The following is a 19,455-nucleotide window of genomic DNA, read 5'->3' as shown; positions in this document are numbered from 1 at the left end:
TCTAATCGTTGGAGACCCCGTTCATTTCATTTATGTTTTGAACAACCTCTTTATACACTGGATATGTCTGTGCGTCTGTATCTGTTTGATAAAGATCAACTACAACCATAGCATATTTAGGGTTCTGTTTTGGAAAATACCCTGCAAACCAATGATGATATGCCCCTTTCTGTCCTGTTTCTGCCGTCCCCGATTTCCCCGCAACACCTAGTCCATCTAAGGAACGACCAGTACCGTCTGTTACAACCTTTTCAAGTAATCCTTGAAGACGAAGAGCCGTATCTGATTTTATTCGATTCGAGTTGTCCTTGTTCGCCTTAAATGTGTACATAGTTGTGTTATTTTGATATAAAATATCTGTTACAGCTCGAACGTATTGCTTCTCGCCATTATTTGCGATTGTTGCCATCATATTGGCGACTGCGAGTGGTGTAACCTTTACGTCCTTTTGCCCAATAGATGTCTGACGAATAGCCTTTTCAACGTTTCTATCGTATTTGTTCCCCCAAACTCTCCCTTTCTTTTCTGCAGGAAACTGTTTAAAATTGGAATAACGAAACACATCCCCAGTCCAGCCAACAGGGCCCAATAGACCGAGTTTTTCCGTGTACTCCTCAAAAATTTGAGGATTGGCATTCACTAGTTTTGATCCAATGGTTCCAAATGCATTATTACAGCTTTGCGCAAAACTTTGTTGGAAGTTTAATGTCCCTAGTTTACGTTCACTTGGTTCATCTCCATATAAATTCGTATTACAATCATACGTTCTATTCAAACTCTCTGTATTATTTTCGATAGCTGCCGCCGCTACTACTGTTTTGAAAATAGATCCTGGATAAAAAGGAACGAGCATCTGATTCACAATGGACTGATTTTGATAAGGAGACTCTGAATTAATAGATGGTCGAGATACCATTGCCAGCACCTCTCGTGATTCTATATCTAACAAAACCAATCCACCTTTTTCAAGCCCGTTGTTGTCTACAACCTTTTCAGCCATGTTCTGGATGGGCAGATCCATTGTCGTTTTTAATTGAACGGGATAAAACGGATCCTGTTCTCCAATGTATCGAACATTTAAGCCAAGCATTGGATTTCCCTTTCCATCTACTTGATATAAAAGTTTCTTCGAGTTGTCTGATTGTAAAAATGGGTCAAATGCCTTCTGTAAACCAGAAATTCCAATAGGCTTTGGATCTGTTAAAATAGGCGATTCGTCATAGCGATTATAATAAGCATTTGGATTTTCTCGAACAATACCAAGAAAATGTTGCCCAATTTCTGGATCGGCTAAAAGGCTACGCTCAACAGCCATTACCCCAGGAATCTTCCTGTTTTTCACTTCATTATATAGATCTGAATCGATTTCTTCTCCAATCATTTCTGACAGATAAGTTGGTTCTTTAAGCTCCGTTTCAATGTCAGTTAAAGAAATCGTTTCCGCTTCTAATAGATTTTTAAATGATTGTGGCAGTCCGATCGTTTGAATAAGTGGAAAAAGAACAATATCTTTGACCTGACTTTTCCCTAATGATTGACCATTCCGATCTAATAGTTCGCCACGGCCACTTGTTAGATTAATGGAACTGGACTGTTGTTTAACACTTTGTTCAAGCAGATTAACCTGTTCATCGCCAAATTTTTCCGTGGAAAACAATTGGATGTCCGCTAACCGATATAAAAGGAGACCAAAGCTACAGACCAACAAAAAAGCCCAAAATTTCACACGCTTCGTTTTCATTTAATCACTCTCCCTTAGCAACAAGTATCTACTTAAGAAAGAGTGTTTAACCATAAAAAAAGCATTTTAAGTAAAATAACTTAAAAATGCTTTTTGTTCTTATAGAGGATGACAGGTTAGCCACGTCTAACTCAATCATGAAAGCTCTAGTGAGACGTAGTTAACGTTCGCTTCTGCTTTTGTTCTATTCCACTTTTAAGATTTTTACATCCAAGTCTCCACCTGGTGTCGATACAGTGACTTCTTCTCCTACTTCATGTCCTAACAAACTTCGTGCAATCGGAGAATCGTTCGAAATTTTTTCTTCAAATGGATCTGCTTCTGCGCTTCCAACTATTTTATAGCTTTCTTCCTCTCCATCAGGAAGTTCTTTAAAGGTAACACGCTTTCCAAGTGAAACAACATTTGGATTAGCATTATCATTTTCTATAATAACAGCATTCCGAATCATTTTTTCAACCTGAGTTATTCTAGATTCAACAAATGCTTGCTCGTCTTTTGCAGCGTCATACTCAGAGTTTTCCGATAGATCACCGAATCCACGTGCTATTTTTATTCGTTCTACAACTTCTTGTCTTTTTTCCGTTTTTAAGTACTCTAATTCGTTCTCTAATTTCTCTTTCCCCTCTTGTGTCATGTAATAGCTTTTTTCTACGGCCATTGTTTACACTCCTTTGATCCCGTCAATAATTAACAAAATAAAAAGGACTATGGTACAACCCATCCTTTTAATGTTGCTTTGATAATGCTTTTTGTATAATGCATTTCATAAATAAATTGGTTATTTATAATACTATGGCAGATTTATTATGATATTTCAATCTTTTTTTATCACGCATTTAAAGAGGATGCTCAAAAAGTCAATTTATTTATAATGGTTTGTATTTTTGCTGCCATCAAATCAATTGCGACGTGATTTTCTCCGCCTTCAGGAATAATGATATCTGCATACCTTTTTGTTGGTTCCACAAATTGTAGATGCATCGGTCGTACAACATTGATGTATTGATCAATGACTGAATCAATCGATCGCCCTCTTTCTTTAATATCCCTCATTAGGCGACGTATGATCCGAACATCTGCATCTGTGTCGACAAACACCTTAATATCCATCAAATCTAACAAGCGCTGATCTTCTAAAATGAGTATGCCTTCTAAAATGATAACTTCCTTAGGCTCAACTTTTATCACTTGATTTGAGCGTGTATGTAACGCATAGTCATATACAGGTTTATTAATTGGCTTTTGATTTAATAAATCATGGATGTGACGAAGAAGTAGATCGTTATCAAAAGCTAGTGGATGATCGTAATTTGTTTCTAAGCGTTCTTCATAAGGAAGATGGTCTTGGTTTTTGTAATAATAATCTTGTTCAATTACTAAAATTGATTTATCTGAAAAGCGCTGGCAAATGGCTCTAGTAACAGATGTTTTTCCAGATCCCGAACCACCAGCCACCCCAATTACTACTGGTTTATCTATCACGTACAAGCGCTCCTTCTAAATATTCAAGTCTTTTTCTGGATGTTATTTTTCGCAGCTCTAAGTGTACCCAACAAGTTACTTCTTAACACTGACTGCTACCCCATCTCCAACAGGTATGATGGTTGTTGAATAGCCGGAATGGTTTACTAACCATTCGTTATAGTCTCGAATCTTTGCAGCGATTTGTTGGAGTCGTTTATTGCTCGATTCTTCCTTCACTACAAGCCCTCTAAACAGCACATTATCTGATATTATAACACCATTGCTTCTTACAAATGCATGGAACGTTTCAAAAAAACGTTGATATTGGCCTTTTGCAGCATCAATGAACAAAAGATCATATGGACCACGTTTTTCTGCTTCTTGCTCCATTGCAAACGCATCCCCTAATAAAATTTCTATGTGTTTCTGTTTGTCCAAGGAAGTTATGTTGTGCATCGCTTGCTTGTAACGCTTGACATCTCTTTCAATGGTAACGATTGTGGAGGTTGGAGATGCATCTAACATTTGTAATGCAGAATAACCAATGGCCGTTCCGATTTCTAAGATTTTTTTTGGCTGCTTTAATCGAATGATTTGTTTTAAAAAGTCTAAACCTAATGGTTCCATAATAGGTATCTGTTCATTCTTTGCTTGTGATTCGATCTGTTTCATCCAGTCTTTTTTTAAACCTACCATTTGATCTAAATATTGGTATAATTTGTTTTCCATTATTACTGGCTCCTTTCTGGTAAGAATGAGCTCTGTTTAAAAAATAGCAGGGATTGCGAATGTAAAATCCTTACTCCCAGCCATCTTTTACTATATTTTACTTTAGATATTTATTTACATTTTGTTGATGTTCCTCATACGTTTTTGCATAATAAATCTTCCCATCATTTCCCGCAAGAAAATACATATTATCTGTTTCAGCTGGTTGTAATGCAGCTTTCAATGAATTTTCTGCAAAGTTGGAAATCGGTCCAATCGGAAGTCCCAGATTTTTATATGTATTGTATGGTGAATCAATGTCTTTATTTTTAGTAATCTCTTCTTCTTTGCGTTCACCCATTGCATACAACACCGTTGGATCTGTTTGAAGCATCATTCCCGCATCTAATCGATTCCAAAATACACCAGAAATTATATTTCGGTCTTCTGCTGTTGTCGCTTCATTTTCTACTAGTGAGGCCATCGTTAATGCTTTATGCACCGTTAATTCTTCATTCTCACTAATCACATCAAGATACGGCATAACGACAGTTTCTGTTTTTTGAATCATTTTTTCAATAATGTTTTCAATACTAGGGTTTTTTTCATAAAAAGAATAGGTTGCAGGAAATAGATAACCTTCCAAAGGATTTTTGATCTGTGGCTCTAAAATATCCTCTGAAAGTATGGACGGATATTGATCGATTAGTTGTTCCACATACTCTATATCGTTTACCTTGTTAAGAAAATCCTCTTTGTTAATATTAGTTTTGTTTCCATAAATTGTTGCGATTTGTTCTATCGTTTTTCCTTCAGGTATTGTAACTTTTAGCACTGGTTCCTTTAAGACTTTTCCTTCTTGTAACGCTTCTACAATTTGATTAAATTTCATCGATGGAGAAAATGTATATTCACCCGCCTGAAAACTTGATACATTGTTAAATTTTGTGTAGAAACGAAACACTCTACTATCTTTTATTATCCCATTTTCTTCTAATATACTCGCTATTTTAGAGGTTGAAGATCCTAAAGGAATTTCAACATCTATTGTTGACGTATCATTAGGGTCAACTGGTTCCAATGCAGATTTAACGTACAAATATCCTAAAGTTACACCAATTGCCATTATAAGTGTTAAAGCTGAAATAACGATTATGACAATTTTCCTTACTATTTTTGCTTCATTACTACGTTTGATTAAACGATCCTTATCAAAACCATTATGATTATTATCGGATGTCAAATAAGGTTCCCCCTTTCATCCGATCTATTATACTACAACAATCTGCCATATTTCTATTCATAACTAAGATTTTTGACGATTTTTAACATAAAAATATCCTTGTCGTCATGTTGTGACCACAAGGATATAAATACGTTATCATTCGTCCTGTTCATCAGCTAACGTGTTTAGCATTTCTTCAACGATTTCCCATTCTTCATCTGATTCAATTTGATACAAGGTTAAATCATCTTCTTGGTCTTTCTCTTCATAGCGAAAGGCAAATACTTCAACTTCTTCTTCATCTTTTTGTTCAGTTGGGACGACCGCAATATAGGAATCACCTGTTTGATCGACGTCAAAGGTAAACAGCACCTCAAACAAGTGCTCTTCCCCGTTTTCATCAGGGATGATGATTCTCTCTTTTTCTTCTAATGCCATTACTTCACCTCCATGAATGTCACTTTTTCGCATCTAAATAGCTTTGCAAAATAATCATCGCTGCCATTTTATCAATCACTTTTTTGCGCTTATTTCTGCTCATATCGGCCTCTAACAATACACGTTCAGCGGCCATTGTCGTTAGTCTTTCGTCCCATAACACTGTAGGGATGTGAAATATGTTTTCCATTTTTTTTGCGAAGCTCTGCGAAGCCTCACCACGTTCCCCAATCGTTCCATTCATGTTTTTTGGGAGTCCAATAACTGCTTGCTTAATATTGTGCTCAAGCAAGATCGATTCTATTTCTTCTTTTGCCGTAGAAAAGTCTTTCTCATCCCATTTAATTGTTGTTAAGCCTTGGGCGGTCCAACCCAGTTCGTCACTTACCGCCACACCGATTGTTTTTTGCCCTACATCCATTCCAATCATCTTCATGCATTATGCCTCTTTGTGTTGTTCTAAATAGTGTTTCACTAACTCTTCAATAAGCTCGTCCCGTTCGATTTTTCGAATTAAATTTCTTGCATCTTTATGCCTCGGTATGTAGGCTGGATCTCCCGACAAAAGGTACCCCACAATTTGGTTGATCGGATTGTAGCCTTTTTCCCTAAGCGCTTCATGCACAGAAAGGAGTATTTCTTTTACATTATCATCAAATGGTTCTTCTGAAAAATTAAACTTCACTGTTTTATCCATTGAGCCCATGAAAACACCTCACTTCCATATTTCTTAGCCATTTCTTTCATTATATACTATCTATCCTAAAGAATAAAAAATAACTTGTCTAATTTCAAGGTTGCCGTATGACTTGGCAATTTAGTCAACCTTTTAATATGTCGTCTTTTTGCACACGTACTTTAAGGTTTCCCAAACTATTTATTTTGAACAGACTGTACATAGGTTTTTGCGTACTGTAAGGCTTCAGTTACTTGAGCAGGGTTTTTTCCGCCAGCTTGAGCCATATCTGGGCGGCCGCCACCACCTCCACCGCATCTTTTCGCTGTTTCTTTTATAATGTTTCCAGCATGGTAACCTTGATCAATTAAATCCTTTGATACCCCTGCAGCTAGTTGAACCTTCCCATTGTTTACAGAAGCAAGTAGAACAATGCCAGATTCCAATTTCTGTTTTAGTTCATCAACCATATTGCGCAACTGGTTCATATCTTGTCCATCAACTTGCTGTGCTAATAAGGATACTCCGTTGATTTCTTCAACTTTGTCTAAAATGGACGTTGCCTCTAAATTAGATAGTTTTGCACGAAGCGATTCGTTTTCACGTTGCACCTCTTTTATGTCTTTGTAAAGGGAGTCCATTTTATTTGGGACATTTTCAGGTGTAACTTTAAGAAATTGAGCGGCTTCTTGTAGCAATTGAAGCCTGTTATTCACGTGTTCATATGCCCCTTTTCCAGTGACAGCTTCTATTCTCCGCGTTCCTGCTCCGATTCCAGTTTCTGATACAATTTTAAATAACCCGATTTCTGCTGTGTTTGCTACGTGACAGCCTCCACACAACTCCATACTATAGTCTCCAACTTTTACAACACGTACAACATCTCCATATTTTTCACCGAAAAGTGCCATTGCACCCATTGCTTTGGCCTCTTCTATTTTGTGGTTCGCAATATCTACTTGAATAGAGGACCAAATTTTATCATTAACCTTTCTCTCAATATTTTCTAATTGTTCTTGTGTAATAGATCCAAAGTGAGAAAAGTCAAAACGTAACCGATCAGGTGCCACCAATGATCCAGCTTGGTTAACATGCTCTCCTAGTTCTTCTTTTAATGCCTTGTGTAATAGATGTGTAGCCGTATGATTTTTAACAATTAAAGAGCGTGCTTCTTTGTTTACCGTGGCGAGAACCTGATCACCATTGCGAATCATCCCAGACTTCACAATTGCCCGATGAAGGTTTTGACCATTTGGAGCCTTTTGTACGTCTTCAACGGACATTTTCCCGTTATCCGTAATGATCCAGCCTTTGTCTGCTATTTGACCACCACTTTCAGCGTAAAAAGGTGTCTCTTTCAACAAAATATAAATTTCTTCTCCTTCGTACGCTGTCTCAACTAGGCCCTTGTTCTTCACAAGCGTAACAATTTCCGTTTGTTGCTCTAATGTGGTATAGCCGACAAAGGTACTTTCTACATTCACGTCACTTAACACGCTATCTTGTACTTGCATAGAATCAACTTTTTGGCGAGCTTGTCTCGCTCGGTTACGTTGTTTATCCATTTCAATTTCAAAGGCTTGTTCGTCAATTGTAAAGCCGAAATCAGCAAGGTATTCTTCTGTTAATTCTTTTGGAAACCCATACGTATCATAAAGTCTGAAAACTTCTTCTCCTGGGAACACATTGCTTCCTTTGTCTTTCTCTTTCTCTAAAATGGTTGTAAGGATACTTAAGCCTTCATTTAGCGTTTCATGAAAGCGCTGTTCTTCCGTTTGAATCACATCTTGAATGAAATTCGTTTTCTTTACAACATCAGGATAATAGTCCTTCATAATCTCTCCAACAACTGGGACGAGCTGATACATAAAAGGCTTTTCAATGCCAATTTGCTTTGCAAATCGCACCGCTCTTCTCAGCAGTCTTCTTAGTACATAGCCTCTTCCTTCATTCGACGGCAGTGCTCCATCTCCAATCGCAAAAGAAACTGTACGGATATGGTCTGCGATCACTTTAAAGGATACATCTGTTTCCAGTTTGTCCCCATACCGACAATTCGCTCGTTTTTCTGTTTCCTTTATAATTGGAAGAAACAAATCCGTATCAAAGTTGGTCGGGACATTCTGAATAACGGAAACCATGCGTTCTAATCCCATTCCAGTATCGATGTTTTTCTTAGGAAGAGGAGTATACGTATCATCTGGATTATGGTTGAATTGGGAAAACACAAGATTCCATATTTCTAAATAGCGGTCGTTTTCTCCACCAGGGTAAAGTTCTGGATCTGTTTCATCATTTCCATATTGTTCTCCACGATCATAAAAAATTTCTGTGTTTGGCCCACTTGGACCTTCACCAATATCCCAAAAGTTTTCCTCAAGCCGAATAATTCTTTCCTCTGGAAGCTTTACATGATCACGCCAAATCACATATGCCTCTTCGTCTTCCGGATGCACAGTGACAGATAGGAGAGTGGAATCAAACCCAATCCATTTGTCACTTGTTAGGAATTCCCACGCCAATTCAATGGCCTCTTCCTTAAAAAAATCGCCAATAGAAAAGTTGCCTAACATTTCAAAAAAAGTGTGATGTCTAGCTGTTTGACCTACATTTTCAATATCATTTGTCCGAATCGATTTTTGGGCATTGACGATTCTTGGATTATCTGGTATCACCCTGCCATCAAAATATTTCTTCAATGTTGCCACACCACTATTGATCCAAAGCAATGTTGGATCCTCTTTTGGAACTAATGACGCACTCGGTTCCACTCGGTGTCCCTTTTGTTGAAAGAAGTCTAAAAACATTTGTCTCACTTCAGCTGACGATAATTGCTTCATTTTATTTCCTCCAATTTATTTGTACTATATTTCGAAAAGAAATACGGTGACTGTTTGAATACACACTAAAAAAAGTCTCATCCCTGCTTATTAAAAGCAGGGACGAGACTTATCGCGGTACCACCCTGATTATGAATCAAAAGACTTGATCCATCACCTCTAGTATGCGTGTAACGGCGCAAACCGACGGGGATTAACCGCACTCCAATCTAGCATTCCATGATCCTTCACTTGAATTCCTTTCAGCCTATGGGAAATCCTCTCTAATTGATTTGAAGAAGTGTGTGTGAACCTCTAGCAACCACAAAGCTCGGTATCATGTACTCGTGATCTTCATCATATTGTTCTCATTATGATTCGTTTCGTTATGCGATAGTATAGATAAAAAACGTGCATATGTCAATCATCAAACGATAATCTACTCGTATGGTCAAGGACAACTTTAATGATCGTAACAATCGGAACTGCCAAAATCATACCTATTACCCCTCCTATTTCCCCTCCGACAAGTAACGCAAAAATGATTAAAATAGGGTGTGTATTCGTACTTTTTCCTACGATTAATGGTGATAATAGATTACCTTCCATGATTTGAACAACAAATACAGCTAAAATAACGTACACTACCATTTTTATTGAGATCGTAAACGCAAGAATAACTGCTGGAATGGCACCAAGAATTGGGCCGAAGTAAGGTATGATATTCGTTATTCCCATAAAAAGAGCTAGAAGAAGCGGATATTTCATATTAATAAACCAAAGAATCCCGTAGGTTGTTAAGCTTACAAAAAAGCAGACAAGTAATTGGCCTCTAATATAATTACCAAGGCTTTTATCAATATCCTTTATTAATTGTTTTCCTTCATCACGATATTTTCTAGGTGTTAATCGCCATAAAACTCGTTTCATTAAATGAAAGTCTTTTAGCATGTAAAAAACAAGCACAGGAATAACAGCAATTATGATGAAGACATCCATAATTTTGGTAACCTTTTTGGCCAAATTCGTTAGAAAATGTTCGATCATTTTCCCACTTTCAGCCAACAATTCATCCATTTTGTCGTGGACACTTTCTGGTAAGTTGGATGTTTTCACATACATGTCGTAAATCGTCGTATGGTATGATTCTATGAATTGTGGAAGATTTTGATTTAAATCTTTTAATTGATGCACAAAAACAGGATACGATCGATATAATAAAAAACCAAACCCTCCAAAAAAGACGACATAGATGAATAATATTGCTAACCACCTTGGGAACTTGTGTTCATAAAGTTTTTCAACAATTGGATGCAACAAATACGCTATCAGTCCAGCAATTAAAAATGGAGCCAAAATACGAAACAAAAAGGACAAAATCGATTGATAAAATGGAAACAGCTTCGTTAACAAATATATGAGCAAAAATGAAGCAATACCAAATAAAATCCAATAAAAAAAACGAAGTGACTTTTCATCTTTAAACATGATGGTCTCTCCTTACAAGGTAGTACCACTAAAGGTTAGCACTGTTCGTGGACGCATTTTTCAATAAGTTAACCCCTGTCAACGCACTCGGCTGACAAGGGGTTCATATAAAGAATGACATTTATCTGAAATTACCACTGCGCTTTTCTTTCATCTTCGGAAAATAAGTCGTTCAGCGAGCTTAGAGATCCATCTAGTTCAACTTGATGAACGTTGAGTATTCCCCCATCCTCTGAAAGCTCAATAAAACAATTCCAACAATAATATTGCTGATTCCCAATTTTTCCGATATTCTTACCTTGACAATTTGGACAATACATTCAACGCAACTCCCTTGACCTCGATCTTCTTTTATCAACAGAGTGCTCCAATTTAGACAAATTTATACATACGACCACATTATTTTAAAGAAAGTCGTAAGGGGAAACTTCCTCTTCCTCTTCCGCATCACTGTGTAAGTTTATTACTTTGAGCCATTTTTGTAGAGTGGTATACCTTCTTTCTTTGTCCTCCTCTTTGATCCCACGAAGAAATGCTGCTTTGTTTCCACACAATATTAGGGATTTCTTACTTCTTGTAACCGCAGTGTATAGTAAGTTTTTTTTAAGCATACGGCGATACCCAGGAACGACTGGCAATAGTACGATTGGGAATTCACTGCCTTGGGATTTATGAATCGAGGTACAAAACGCATGCATCAAGTTTCCTAGATCCTTTTTGTCATAAGCAACTTCTTTTTCGTCAAAAGCCACAACAAGTTGATCCTCTTCATTCCCGTTTTCTCCCTCTTGATAAATCGCAACAATTTCACCAATATCCCCATTAAAAACGTTATCGTCTGGCTGATTAACTAGTTGAATCACCTTGTCCCCAGTCCGAAAAAACACATCCTTCCATTTTATTTGCCGCTTTTGATTCGTTTTAGGATTAATTAACTGTTGTACTTCTTCATTGATTCGATGAATACCGGCAGCCGATTTGTACATTGGGGCAAGAACTTGGATGTCGCGGATGTCAACACCTTTCTTTTGAGCTTTCTCAACAATTCGAACAATTACTTCGACTACCTGTTGTTCGGTACAGGAAATAAAATTAAAATCATGATCTTTTTGTAAACTACTCTCTTCACAAGTATTGTTCTTGATCGCATGTGCCAGTTGAATAATCTTTGAACCTTCTTTCTGACGGTATACTTCACTTAATTTCACGGATGGAAGCGCGTTACCTGCAAGTAAATCTGCTAATACTTGTCCGGGTCCAACGGAAGGCAGCTGGTCTTCATCACCAACAATTAGTACTTGCATATCGTCTGGAATAGCCTTAAACAGTTGATTGGCAAGCCAGATATCAACCATGGAAAATTCATCAATTACTAACAGCCGTCCATTTAAACGATTTTGTTCATCCTTTTCAAAAGTTTCTTTGCCATTCCAGCCCAATAGACGGTGAATCGTCACCGCAGGAAGCCCAGTAGATTCGGTCATGCGCTTTGCCGCTCTACCAGTAGGTGCCGTTAAAATAAAAGGGTAGTCCGTGTTGTCCTTATAGTCCTTCTGATCAAGGGACAAATCATGAATGTGAGCAAATGCTTTGATAATACCTTTTATGACAGTCGTTTTTCCTGTTCCAGGCCCCCCTGTCAAAACCATAATTTTAGCAGAAAGTGCTTGTTCAATCGCTTGAAATTGTTCTTTTCCATAACTTAAAGATTCTTCTTCTTCAATCTCCCCGATAATCTTCATCAATTCTGCTTGTGTTGTTTGTTCTTCGATTTTATTTTCGATTACTCGATTTAAATGGGTGCAAAATCCAGTTTCAGCATAATAAAGTGAGGGTAAATAAATGCACGAATCCAACATAATCACTTTTTTTTGCTTATTTAATTCCAACATTTCCTGGGTAATAGCTTCTGGAGAAATAGCATTCGCTTGTCCATGAACAAGAGCATCAATCCGATATAGGCATGTTTCAATTGGCAAATAAACATGTCCATCTTGGATGCTTTGCTGTAAAACAAAAATACATGCTGCTCTAATCCGACTTGGGTGATTCATCGGTATTCCGTTAATACGCGCCATCTCATCTGCACGTTGAAATCCAAAGCCTTCAATGTCGAACACATATTGATAGGGTTCTTCCTGTAGAATGCGAATTGTTTCTTCCTTATAAAAATGATATATTTTTTGTGCCATTTTCAAACCAATACCATAGTTTGATAAGTGGATAACAATGTGTTCAAACCCTTGGTGTTCCTTTAGATCCTCGTACAACCTGTTTGCCTTCTCTTTTTTTAACCCTGGAACTTTATGTAAGACATCCTTATCCTGCAGGATCGATGCAATTGCATTTTCTCCTAAGGTGTGGATGATTCGTTGCGCCGTTTTTTTTCCAATTCCGTAAAACAAATCACTAGACAAGTAGGATACAAGTCCATCCTTTGTCTCTGGGATATAGCGTTGATAATGTTCTACATGATATTGCTTACCAAAACGCTTATGGTGTTCAAACCTACCATTAAAAAGGTAAATCTCCCCTTCATCAAGGCTTGAAAAGTAGCCTTTTACAACAATTTCATTCTCTTCCAATGATTCATTTGTTTCTAATACTTTAATTTTCGCAATAGAAAAATGCTCATCCCTATTTAAGAAAATGGTATGAATGAGCTCTCCTTTTATATATTTTTTTTCTTTCGTTTCCCTATTTTCTATTGCCATTTTTTGAACATCCTCTTTAAGCATTACTCTTTATTCTTTTTCTGAAGCATCTCCTCTAGTTTCTTCTTCCCATTTGCAGCTAGAAGGTGCTCTGGATGAATGGTTAATGCCTTTTCAAAATGATGGAATGCCTTTTCTGGTTTTTCTTGAAACAAATAGGCAACGCCTAGATTATAATGGGCATCACTATGATTAGAATTAATTGTTAATACGTCGGAGAAGACTTTTACCGCTGTTTCAATTTGTTCCGATTGAGCTAATGATAAACCATACTGAAACAGAATAGAATCATCGTTTGGATTTAGTTCTGTTGCTCGTTGAAAATAAGGGAGTGCTAACTTATGATGATCCTGCTGTTGAAACGTCAACCCCAACATAAAATACGCATCTGCTTCCTGTAAGCCTAGTTGTATCGCATGTTGAAAGTTTTCTTGTGCCTTATTGAAATCGGACTGTTCGTAATAGACGTTTCCAAGCCCATAATACGCGGTAGCAGCGTTTGGATCCAGTTCAGATGCTTTCTGATAAAATCGGATCGCTCGCTCATAGTCATGTGTATGTAAAAGTAAATTGCCAAAATTAATATAACCGAGTGAATCTTTTGGGTTTTCTTCGATTGCCTCGGTAAAAAATGTGGCAGCTTCTTCTAGTTTTTGTTCTTGCATTTTGTTAATTCCTTGTCTAATTTTATCCATTTGATTGAAACCTCCTGCATTTAAAATATCAAAATAATTGATGGAATGGCAAGTTTCAAATAATAGGAAACACCCTTGTCATATGATATGGACAAGGGTGTACCGTTTACTAACCAACATAATGTAAGGACTTTTGATTTTTAATTATTTCGTCGATTGTTCCTCCGCCAAGACAAACATCACCTTGATAAAAAACAACTGCTTGTCCAGGTGTTATAGCACGTTCTGCTTCATCAAAGACGACTGTAACTTTGTCATCTCCAGTAGGCCTTACAGTCACACCGCTATCCTTTTGACGGTACCGAAACTTAGCGGTACATTTGACTTCCTCGGTTAATAGCTGATTGCTTACCCAGTTTAGATTCGTTGCGATTAAACCGTCCGAATACAAACAATCATTATGAAAGCCTTGTTCAACATAAAGAATGTTATCTTTTACGTTTTTCCCAACAACAAACCACGGCTCCCCTGCACCACCAATGCCTAATCCTTGTCTTTGACCAATCGTATAATACATTAGTCCATCATGTTGACCTTTCACTACTCCATTCAGCGTTTGCATTCGGCCTGGTTGTGCGGGCAAATATTGACTTAAGAAATCTTTGAAATTACGTTCACCTATAAAGCATATGCCCGTACTGTCTTTTTTTGTTGCTGTGGCAAGGTTATGTTGCTTTGCGATCTCTCTAACTTCTTTTTTAGGAAGATCGCCTAACGGAAATAGGACCTTTGCCAGGACATCTTGTGATAACTGATTCAAAAAGTACGTTTGATCCTTGTTTTCGTCGACTCCACGTAGCATTTCATATTGGTCACCAATCTTCCTTACTCTAGCATAATGACCAGTAGCCAAATAGTCTGCACCAAGAGATAAAGCATGCTCTAAAAATGCATGAAATTTAATTTCCTTATTACACATCACATCCGGATTTGGCGTGCGGCCCGCTTTATATTCATCTAGGAAATACGTAAATACTTTATCCCAATATTGTTTTTCAAAATTAACAGCGTAATAGGGAATATCTAACTGGTTACAGACTCGAACGACATCATTAAAGTCATCTGTAGCAGTGCAAACACCAAACTCATCTGTATCATCCCAGTTTTTCATAAAAACCCCAACAACATCATATCCTTGTTGTTTTAACAATAGGGCAGTAACAGACGAATCAACCCCACCACTCATTCCAACAACCACACGAGTATCTTTTTTTTCTTTCATGATGTTTATCACCTTTTCATAAACTTTAATTTAAGAGGATGTTCAAAAAGTCACTTTAAGGTTAGCGTTTGACTCTCTGCACAATTGAAGCTACACGCATAGCCGCCTCTTCAATATCCTCTCGATTGTTCGCCAAACCAAAGCTAAATCGAATCGAATTCGTTGTACGTTCATTCGAATCCCCATACATGGCAGACAATACATGTGAGGGCTCCACAGAACCTGCCGTACATGCACTGCCACTAGATGCGGCAATTCCTGCTAAATCAAAGTTGGTTAACAATGATTCCACGTTTGTACCCGGAAAACTAATATTTATAATCGATGATACGGCATGGTCGCGGTCTCCATTTATGGAAAACGAAATTCCTTCCGTTTCTAATATCTTTAAAAATAAATCCAAAAACATTTGGTGCGTCTGAACCTTTTCTTCCCTTGTATTGTTTAACAACTCCACTGCTCGTTGAAATCCTTTTATTCCTGCTACATTTTCCGTACCAGGTCTTCGTTTCCGTTCCTGCTCTCCACCATACTGAAGCGCATCGATTCGTACACCATCTTTCACATATAAAAAACCTAATCCTTTTGGTCCATTTATTTTATGTGAAGAAGCGGTAAGAAGATCGATTCCGAGCTTATTTACGTCAATTGGTAGAACACCATAAGCTTGTACTGCATCAGTATGGAAATACGCCTGATGCTCTCGAAGTAATTCTCCAATTTCTTTGATCGGCTGAACCATCCCAGTTTCATTGTTTACATGCATAACAGAAACCGTTGTTGTTTCATCTGTTAAAGCGGAACTTAGCTCATCTAGATTGATTCTACCATTTTCGTTAACAGGTAAATACGTAATGGTAAATCCTTGTTTTTCTAAAAATTCTGCAGCATGAAGTATAGCATGGTGTTCGATCATTGTTGTAACAATATGCTTTCCTTTATCCATATTTGCATATGCACTTCCGATTAATGCAAGATTATCCGCCTCTGTTCCACCACTAGTAAAAATAATTTCCTTCTCGTTTGCACCAATACTCTTTGCAATAACATCTCTGGCTACATCTAGTATTTGCCTTGCCTTACGACCGTATTGATGGATACTTGACGGATTTCCAAAGGTTTCTTCTAGTACAGGAACCATATCATTGATAACCTCAGGGTGGATCGGCGTTGTCGCCGCATGGTCCAAGTAAATTGATTTCACTTTCGAAGCACTTCCCTTTTTTGCACTTTATGTTATCCTCTAAATGTAAAACATATAAGCCTCTTGATTCTCATCATCATTATAAGTAGACAGATCTTCTAATGTCGTCGTATCTAAAACATCTTTCACGGCATCACGAATACGCATCCACAGCTTTTGCTTTACTGGTTCTTCGTCTTCCATTCCCTCAACCGGTGTAATCGGGCCTTCTAAAATACGAATGACATCCCCAGCGGTAATGCTAGCAGGCTCTTTGGCTAAAATATAGCCACCATATGCACCTCTAACACTTTTAACTAAGGAAGCATTACGCAATGGTGCGACTAACTGTTCCAAGTAATGCTCTGATAATTCATTCTCTCTTGCAATCGTTTTTAAAGAGATCGGTCCTTCCCCATATTTTCGTGCTAACTCAATCATAATGGTAAGGCCGTATCGTCCTTTAGTTGATATTTTCATCTTCTCACCTAGTCCCCATTTAATAACAAATAAAATTCGTTTAAGTATTAATAATTATTATAGCATGAATGACAATATCCTTGCATTTACAGATTTTCCGAACGGGAAAGCCCACTCCTTTAAGTGTGGGCTGATAGTGAGGTCAAATACGGAGTGGCACTTTTAAACTGAAGGTTTGTGGCGCTTATAAGTATTTGGATATTTCGCTTATTTTATGCGCATATGCGTGTAGTTGGGCACGAAAATTGATATAATTATATATATGAATGAATATAGAAAAACCAAAACAACTGTTTCGTTATTAACCGATCATTTCGTTTTCTGTCCTCGTTAATAGAAGGGAGATTTTTCTTCAGTCAGATGTAGAAAAACGTTTCAAAGAATCAGTAAAAGAAGTGTGTGGAGAATTAGAAATTAAAATTGTAGCTATTGAATGCGATAAGAACCATACATATATGTTTCTTCATGCACTACCTAAACTAAGTCCTTCGACATTATGGCGAAAATTAAGGGATTCAGCTTCAAAAAAACGAAGAGAGGAATTTCCTCACCTCCAGCATTTGCAAAGCCTTTGGACACGTTTGCTTTTTGTGTCCACTGCAGGCAATGTTTCAAGCGAAACTATTAAACGATACGTTGAAAATCAAAAGAAAAGGAATTAGAGAGAGGAGTAAAAACCTATGGCAAGAGAAACGAAACCCACTTATACAATTGAATTTCCTTTGCACATCCCACCTTGGCAACAAGACCGTCTAGAAAAGAAATTCAAGATTGCTAGAAATGTTTATAATGCTTGCCTAGGTGAAGCTTTAAAACGGCATAAAGCGGTAAAATCGGATAAAGAATATCGTAAACTCCTTAAAGAGTCTAAATCTAAAGAACGTGATAAGCAACTTTCAGCTATTCGCTTAACATATGGATTTTCTGAATATGGAATACATAGCTTTGTGAAGTCTGTTCAAAGCAAGTTTAAAGAACACATTGGAAGTTTCGAAGCACAAAAGCTTGCAACGAGAGCTTTTCACGCGGTTGAGAAACTCCATTTTGGAAAATCAAAAAAAGTCCACTTTAAAAATAACACGGATGATATTTCAGTTGAGAATAAATCAAATAAAACTGGATTGAGGTTTGTAGAAGGGAACATTCTTTGGGGCGATAAACCAACAAAGAAAAATCTAAAACCAAAAAATTGGCTTTCTATGCCGATTTCACCGAAACCGAAAGATGAATACGCACATTTAGCTTTAATGGATAAGACAAAGTACGTCCGTATATTAAAACGTGAAGTGCGTGGGAAATGTCGCTACTTTGTTCAACTTATTCAAGAAGGCTATCCACCAACAAAAAGAAATCGTAAGACTTCTAACGATGAATCAAAACGTGTAGGCATCGATATTGGTACGTCTACTATTGCGATATGTAGTGAAGATAAAGTTCAACTTCAAGAACTTGCACCAGAATGCAAGACTGATGAAAAAGAACTAAGAAGCATTCAGCGTAAAATGGATAGGTCCAAACGAAGCACTAATCCTAATAATTTCAACGAAAATGGCACAGCTAAAACAGGCAGACTAACTTGGGCATACTCAAAGAAATACGAGAAACTACGGCAAAAAAGAAAAGAACTTTATCGCAAAATGGTTGTACAACGGAAAATGTCGCACGAAAAACGAGCAAACGAAATCCTTTCTCTTGGTTCAGATGTACGAGTAGAAACCATGAGATTTCAATCGTTGCAAAAGCGTTCGAAAAACACAACGATCAATAAAAAGAACGGTAAAATCAATCGCAAGAAGAGATTTGGCAAATCGATAGCCAATCGCGCTCCTTCGATGTTGCTAAAAATAATCGACCGAAAACTAGGTTATCAAGGTTGTTCTTTGAAGAAAATAGATACTTATGCAACAAAAGCGAGTCAGTTTAATCATATATCAGGAGCATATAGCAAAAAACAACTGTCGGAACGTTGGAGTGACTTTGGAGATTTCTTCATCCAACGCGATTTATATAGTGCCTTTTTAATTCGTAACACAAACGAAACTTTTAATTCTGTTGATGTAGATTTATGCAACGCACAATGGAATAACTTTGTTGAATTGCATAATCTTGAGATTGTACGACTAAAACAATCAGCAAGTAAAACATTGCGTTGGTTCGTCGCATAAAAACAAACCTGATTGGTCGTGACAGCGCCCAATAGAAGTCGGAACGAAAAGCACATCAAGAGTCTTTCTAGGCTTGTTGAGAGAGGTGCCTTGCTACACGCAATACGTCCGTTAATGTTTTAGGGGAATGCACGTCAGTGCTTTGGTGGAAACTCTTTCTGCAAGGAAAGATAAGGGCACCATTGAGAAGCTTGCAAGTACCCTAGAATCCCACTGCTTTAGCCGTGGGAGTTGTCAGAAAAGATCCTACGTACGCTTATGAATAATACAGATGTAAACATAAAGTGCGTGTTCAAAACCCCCATGGCTTATCAGCCACCACGAAGAATGAAAATGTATATAGTGGGGGTATAGCGTTTATTTCTAAGTAATCCTGTTAACTATGATAAAGCAGGTCTGAGATCGTGACTTTTTTAGTGGTAAAAACCCTGAGT

At 37.5% G+C, this 19,455-nt stretch carries 17 protein-coding genes and 1 pseudogene; 2 read left to right on the top strand and 16 right to left on the bottom strand.

Annotated features, from left to right (window positions below):
* Position 1 precedes the first annotated feature (1 nt).
* The 16 genes from NC797_RS10230 to cymR all read right to left on the bottom strand — a co-directional run bounded on the left by NC797_RS10230 (position 2) and on the right by cymR (position 16,856).
* Positions 2–1,741, bottom strand: coding sequence for a peptidoglycan D,D-transpeptidase FtsI family protein (locus NC797_RS10230; RefSeq protein ID WP_272436690.1), 1,740 nt, complete (start codon positions 1,739–1,741; stop codon positions 2–4).
* 184 nt (positions 1,742–1,925) lie between these two features.
* Positions 1,926–2,402 carry a transcription elongation factor GreA gene (gene greA, locus NC797_RS10225; protein WP_272436689.1) on the bottom strand — a complete coding sequence of 159 codons (477 nt, stop codon included), beginning with the start codon at positions 2,400–2,402 and terminating at the stop codon, positions 1,926–1,928.
* 191 nt (positions 2,403–2,593) lie between these two features.
* On the bottom strand, positions 2,594–3,226 hold the full coding sequence (gene udk / locus NC797_RS10220; RefSeq protein WP_272436688.1) for a uridine kinase: 633 nt from the start codon (positions 3,224–3,226) through the stop codon (positions 2,594–2,596).
* Between the two features lie 75 nt (positions 3,227–3,301).
* Positions 3,302–3,937, bottom strand: coding sequence for an O-methyltransferase (locus tag NC797_RS10215; protein WP_272436687.1), 636 nt, complete (start codon positions 3,935–3,937; stop codon positions 3,302–3,304).
* A gap of 97 nt (positions 3,938–4,034) precedes the next feature.
* On the bottom strand, positions 4,035–5,159 hold the full coding sequence (gene mltG, locus NC797_RS10210; protein WP_272436686.1) for an endolytic transglycosylase MltG: 1,125 nt from the start codon (positions 5,157–5,159) through the stop codon (positions 4,035–4,037).
* A 138-nt stretch (positions 5,160–5,297) separates the two neighbouring features.
* Complete coding sequence (locus NC797_RS10205; protein ID WP_272436685.1) at positions 5,298–5,579, bottom strand: DUF1292 domain-containing protein; 282 nt, start codon at positions 5,577–5,579, stop codon at positions 5,298–5,300.
* A gap of 19 nt (positions 5,580–5,598) precedes the next feature.
* Positions 5,599–6,015, bottom strand: coding sequence for a Holliday junction resolvase RuvX (ruvX, locus tag NC797_RS10200; RefSeq protein ID WP_272436684.1), 417 nt, complete (start codon positions 6,013–6,015; stop codon positions 5,599–5,601).
* A 3-nt stretch (positions 6,016–6,018) separates the two neighbouring features.
* On the bottom strand, positions 6,019–6,285 hold the full coding sequence (locus NC797_RS10195) for an IreB family regulatory phosphoprotein (RefSeq protein ID WP_272436683.1): 267 nt from the start codon (positions 6,283–6,285) through the stop codon (positions 6,019–6,021).
* 167 nt (positions 6,286–6,452) lie between these two features.
* The gene (gene alaS, locus NC797_RS10190; protein WP_272436682.1) at positions 6,453–9,095 is read right to left on the bottom strand and encodes an alanine--tRNA ligase; all 2,643 of its coding nucleotides are present in this window, start codon (positions 9,093–9,095) and stop codon (positions 6,453–6,455) included.
* Between the two features lie 399 nt (positions 9,096–9,494).
* The gene (locus NC797_RS10185; protein ID WP_272436681.1) at positions 9,495–10,562 is read right to left on the bottom strand and encodes an AI-2E family transporter; all 1,068 of its coding nucleotides are present in this window, start codon (positions 10,560–10,562) and stop codon (positions 9,495–9,497) included.
* Between the two features lie 131 nt (positions 10,563–10,693).
* Positions 10,694–10,882: a hypothetical protein gene (locus tag NC797_RS10180; protein WP_272436680.1), complete on the bottom strand. Its 189-nt coding sequence runs from the start codon at positions 10,880–10,882 to the stop codon at positions 10,694–10,696.
* 84 nt (positions 10,883–10,966) lie between these two features.
* The gene (gene recD2, locus NC797_RS10175; RefSeq protein ID WP_272436679.1) at positions 10,967–13,276 is read right to left on the bottom strand and encodes an SF1B family DNA helicase RecD2; all 2,310 of its coding nucleotides are present in this window, start codon (positions 13,274–13,276) and stop codon (positions 10,967–10,969) included.
* 23 nt (positions 13,277–13,299) lie between these two features.
* Positions 13,300–13,971: a tetratricopeptide repeat protein gene (locus NC797_RS10170; protein ID WP_272436678.1), complete on the bottom strand. Its 672-nt coding sequence runs from the start codon at positions 13,969–13,971 to the stop codon at positions 13,300–13,302.
* 109 nt (positions 13,972–14,080) lie between these two features.
* Positions 14,081–15,193: a tRNA 2-thiouridine(34) synthase MnmA gene (gene mnmA, locus NC797_RS10165; protein WP_272436677.1), complete on the bottom strand. Its 1,113-nt coding sequence runs from the start codon at positions 15,191–15,193 to the stop codon at positions 14,081–14,083.
* A gap of 61 nt (positions 15,194–15,254) precedes the next feature.
* Entirely contained in the window at positions 15,255–16,397 is a 1,143-nt protein-coding gene (locus NC797_RS10160; RefSeq protein ID WP_272436676.1) for a cysteine desulfurase family protein, read from the bottom strand.
* 39 nt (positions 16,398–16,436) lie between these two features.
* The gene (gene cymR / locus NC797_RS10155; RefSeq protein WP_272436675.1) at positions 16,437–16,856 is read right to left on the bottom strand and encodes a cysteine metabolism transcriptional regulator CymR; all 420 of its coding nucleotides are present in this window, start codon (positions 16,854–16,856) and stop codon (positions 16,437–16,439) included.
* Between the two features lie 262 nt (positions 16,857–17,118).
* Between cymR and tnpA the strand changes: the two are divergent.
* Positions 17,119–17,518 (top strand): annotated as a pseudogene (gene tnpA / locus NC797_RS10150) (IS200/IS605 family transposase).
* A gap of 18 nt (positions 17,519–17,536) precedes the next feature.
* On the top strand, positions 17,537–19,021 hold the full coding sequence (locus tag NC797_RS10145; RefSeq protein WP_272436674.1) for a transposase: 1,485 nt from the start codon (positions 17,537–17,539) through the stop codon (positions 19,019–19,021).
* Positions 19,022–19,455: the final 434 nt, after the last annotated feature.

Source organism: Terrihalobacillus insolitus (assembly GCF_028416575.1).
Taxonomy (GTDB): domain Bacteria; phylum Bacillota; class Bacilli; order Bacillales; family Amphibacillaceae; genus Terrihalobacillus; species Terrihalobacillus insolitus.
The sequence above is the reverse complement of the archived record's forward strand: the minus strand, read 5'-3'. Positions and strand labels throughout refer to the sequence as shown.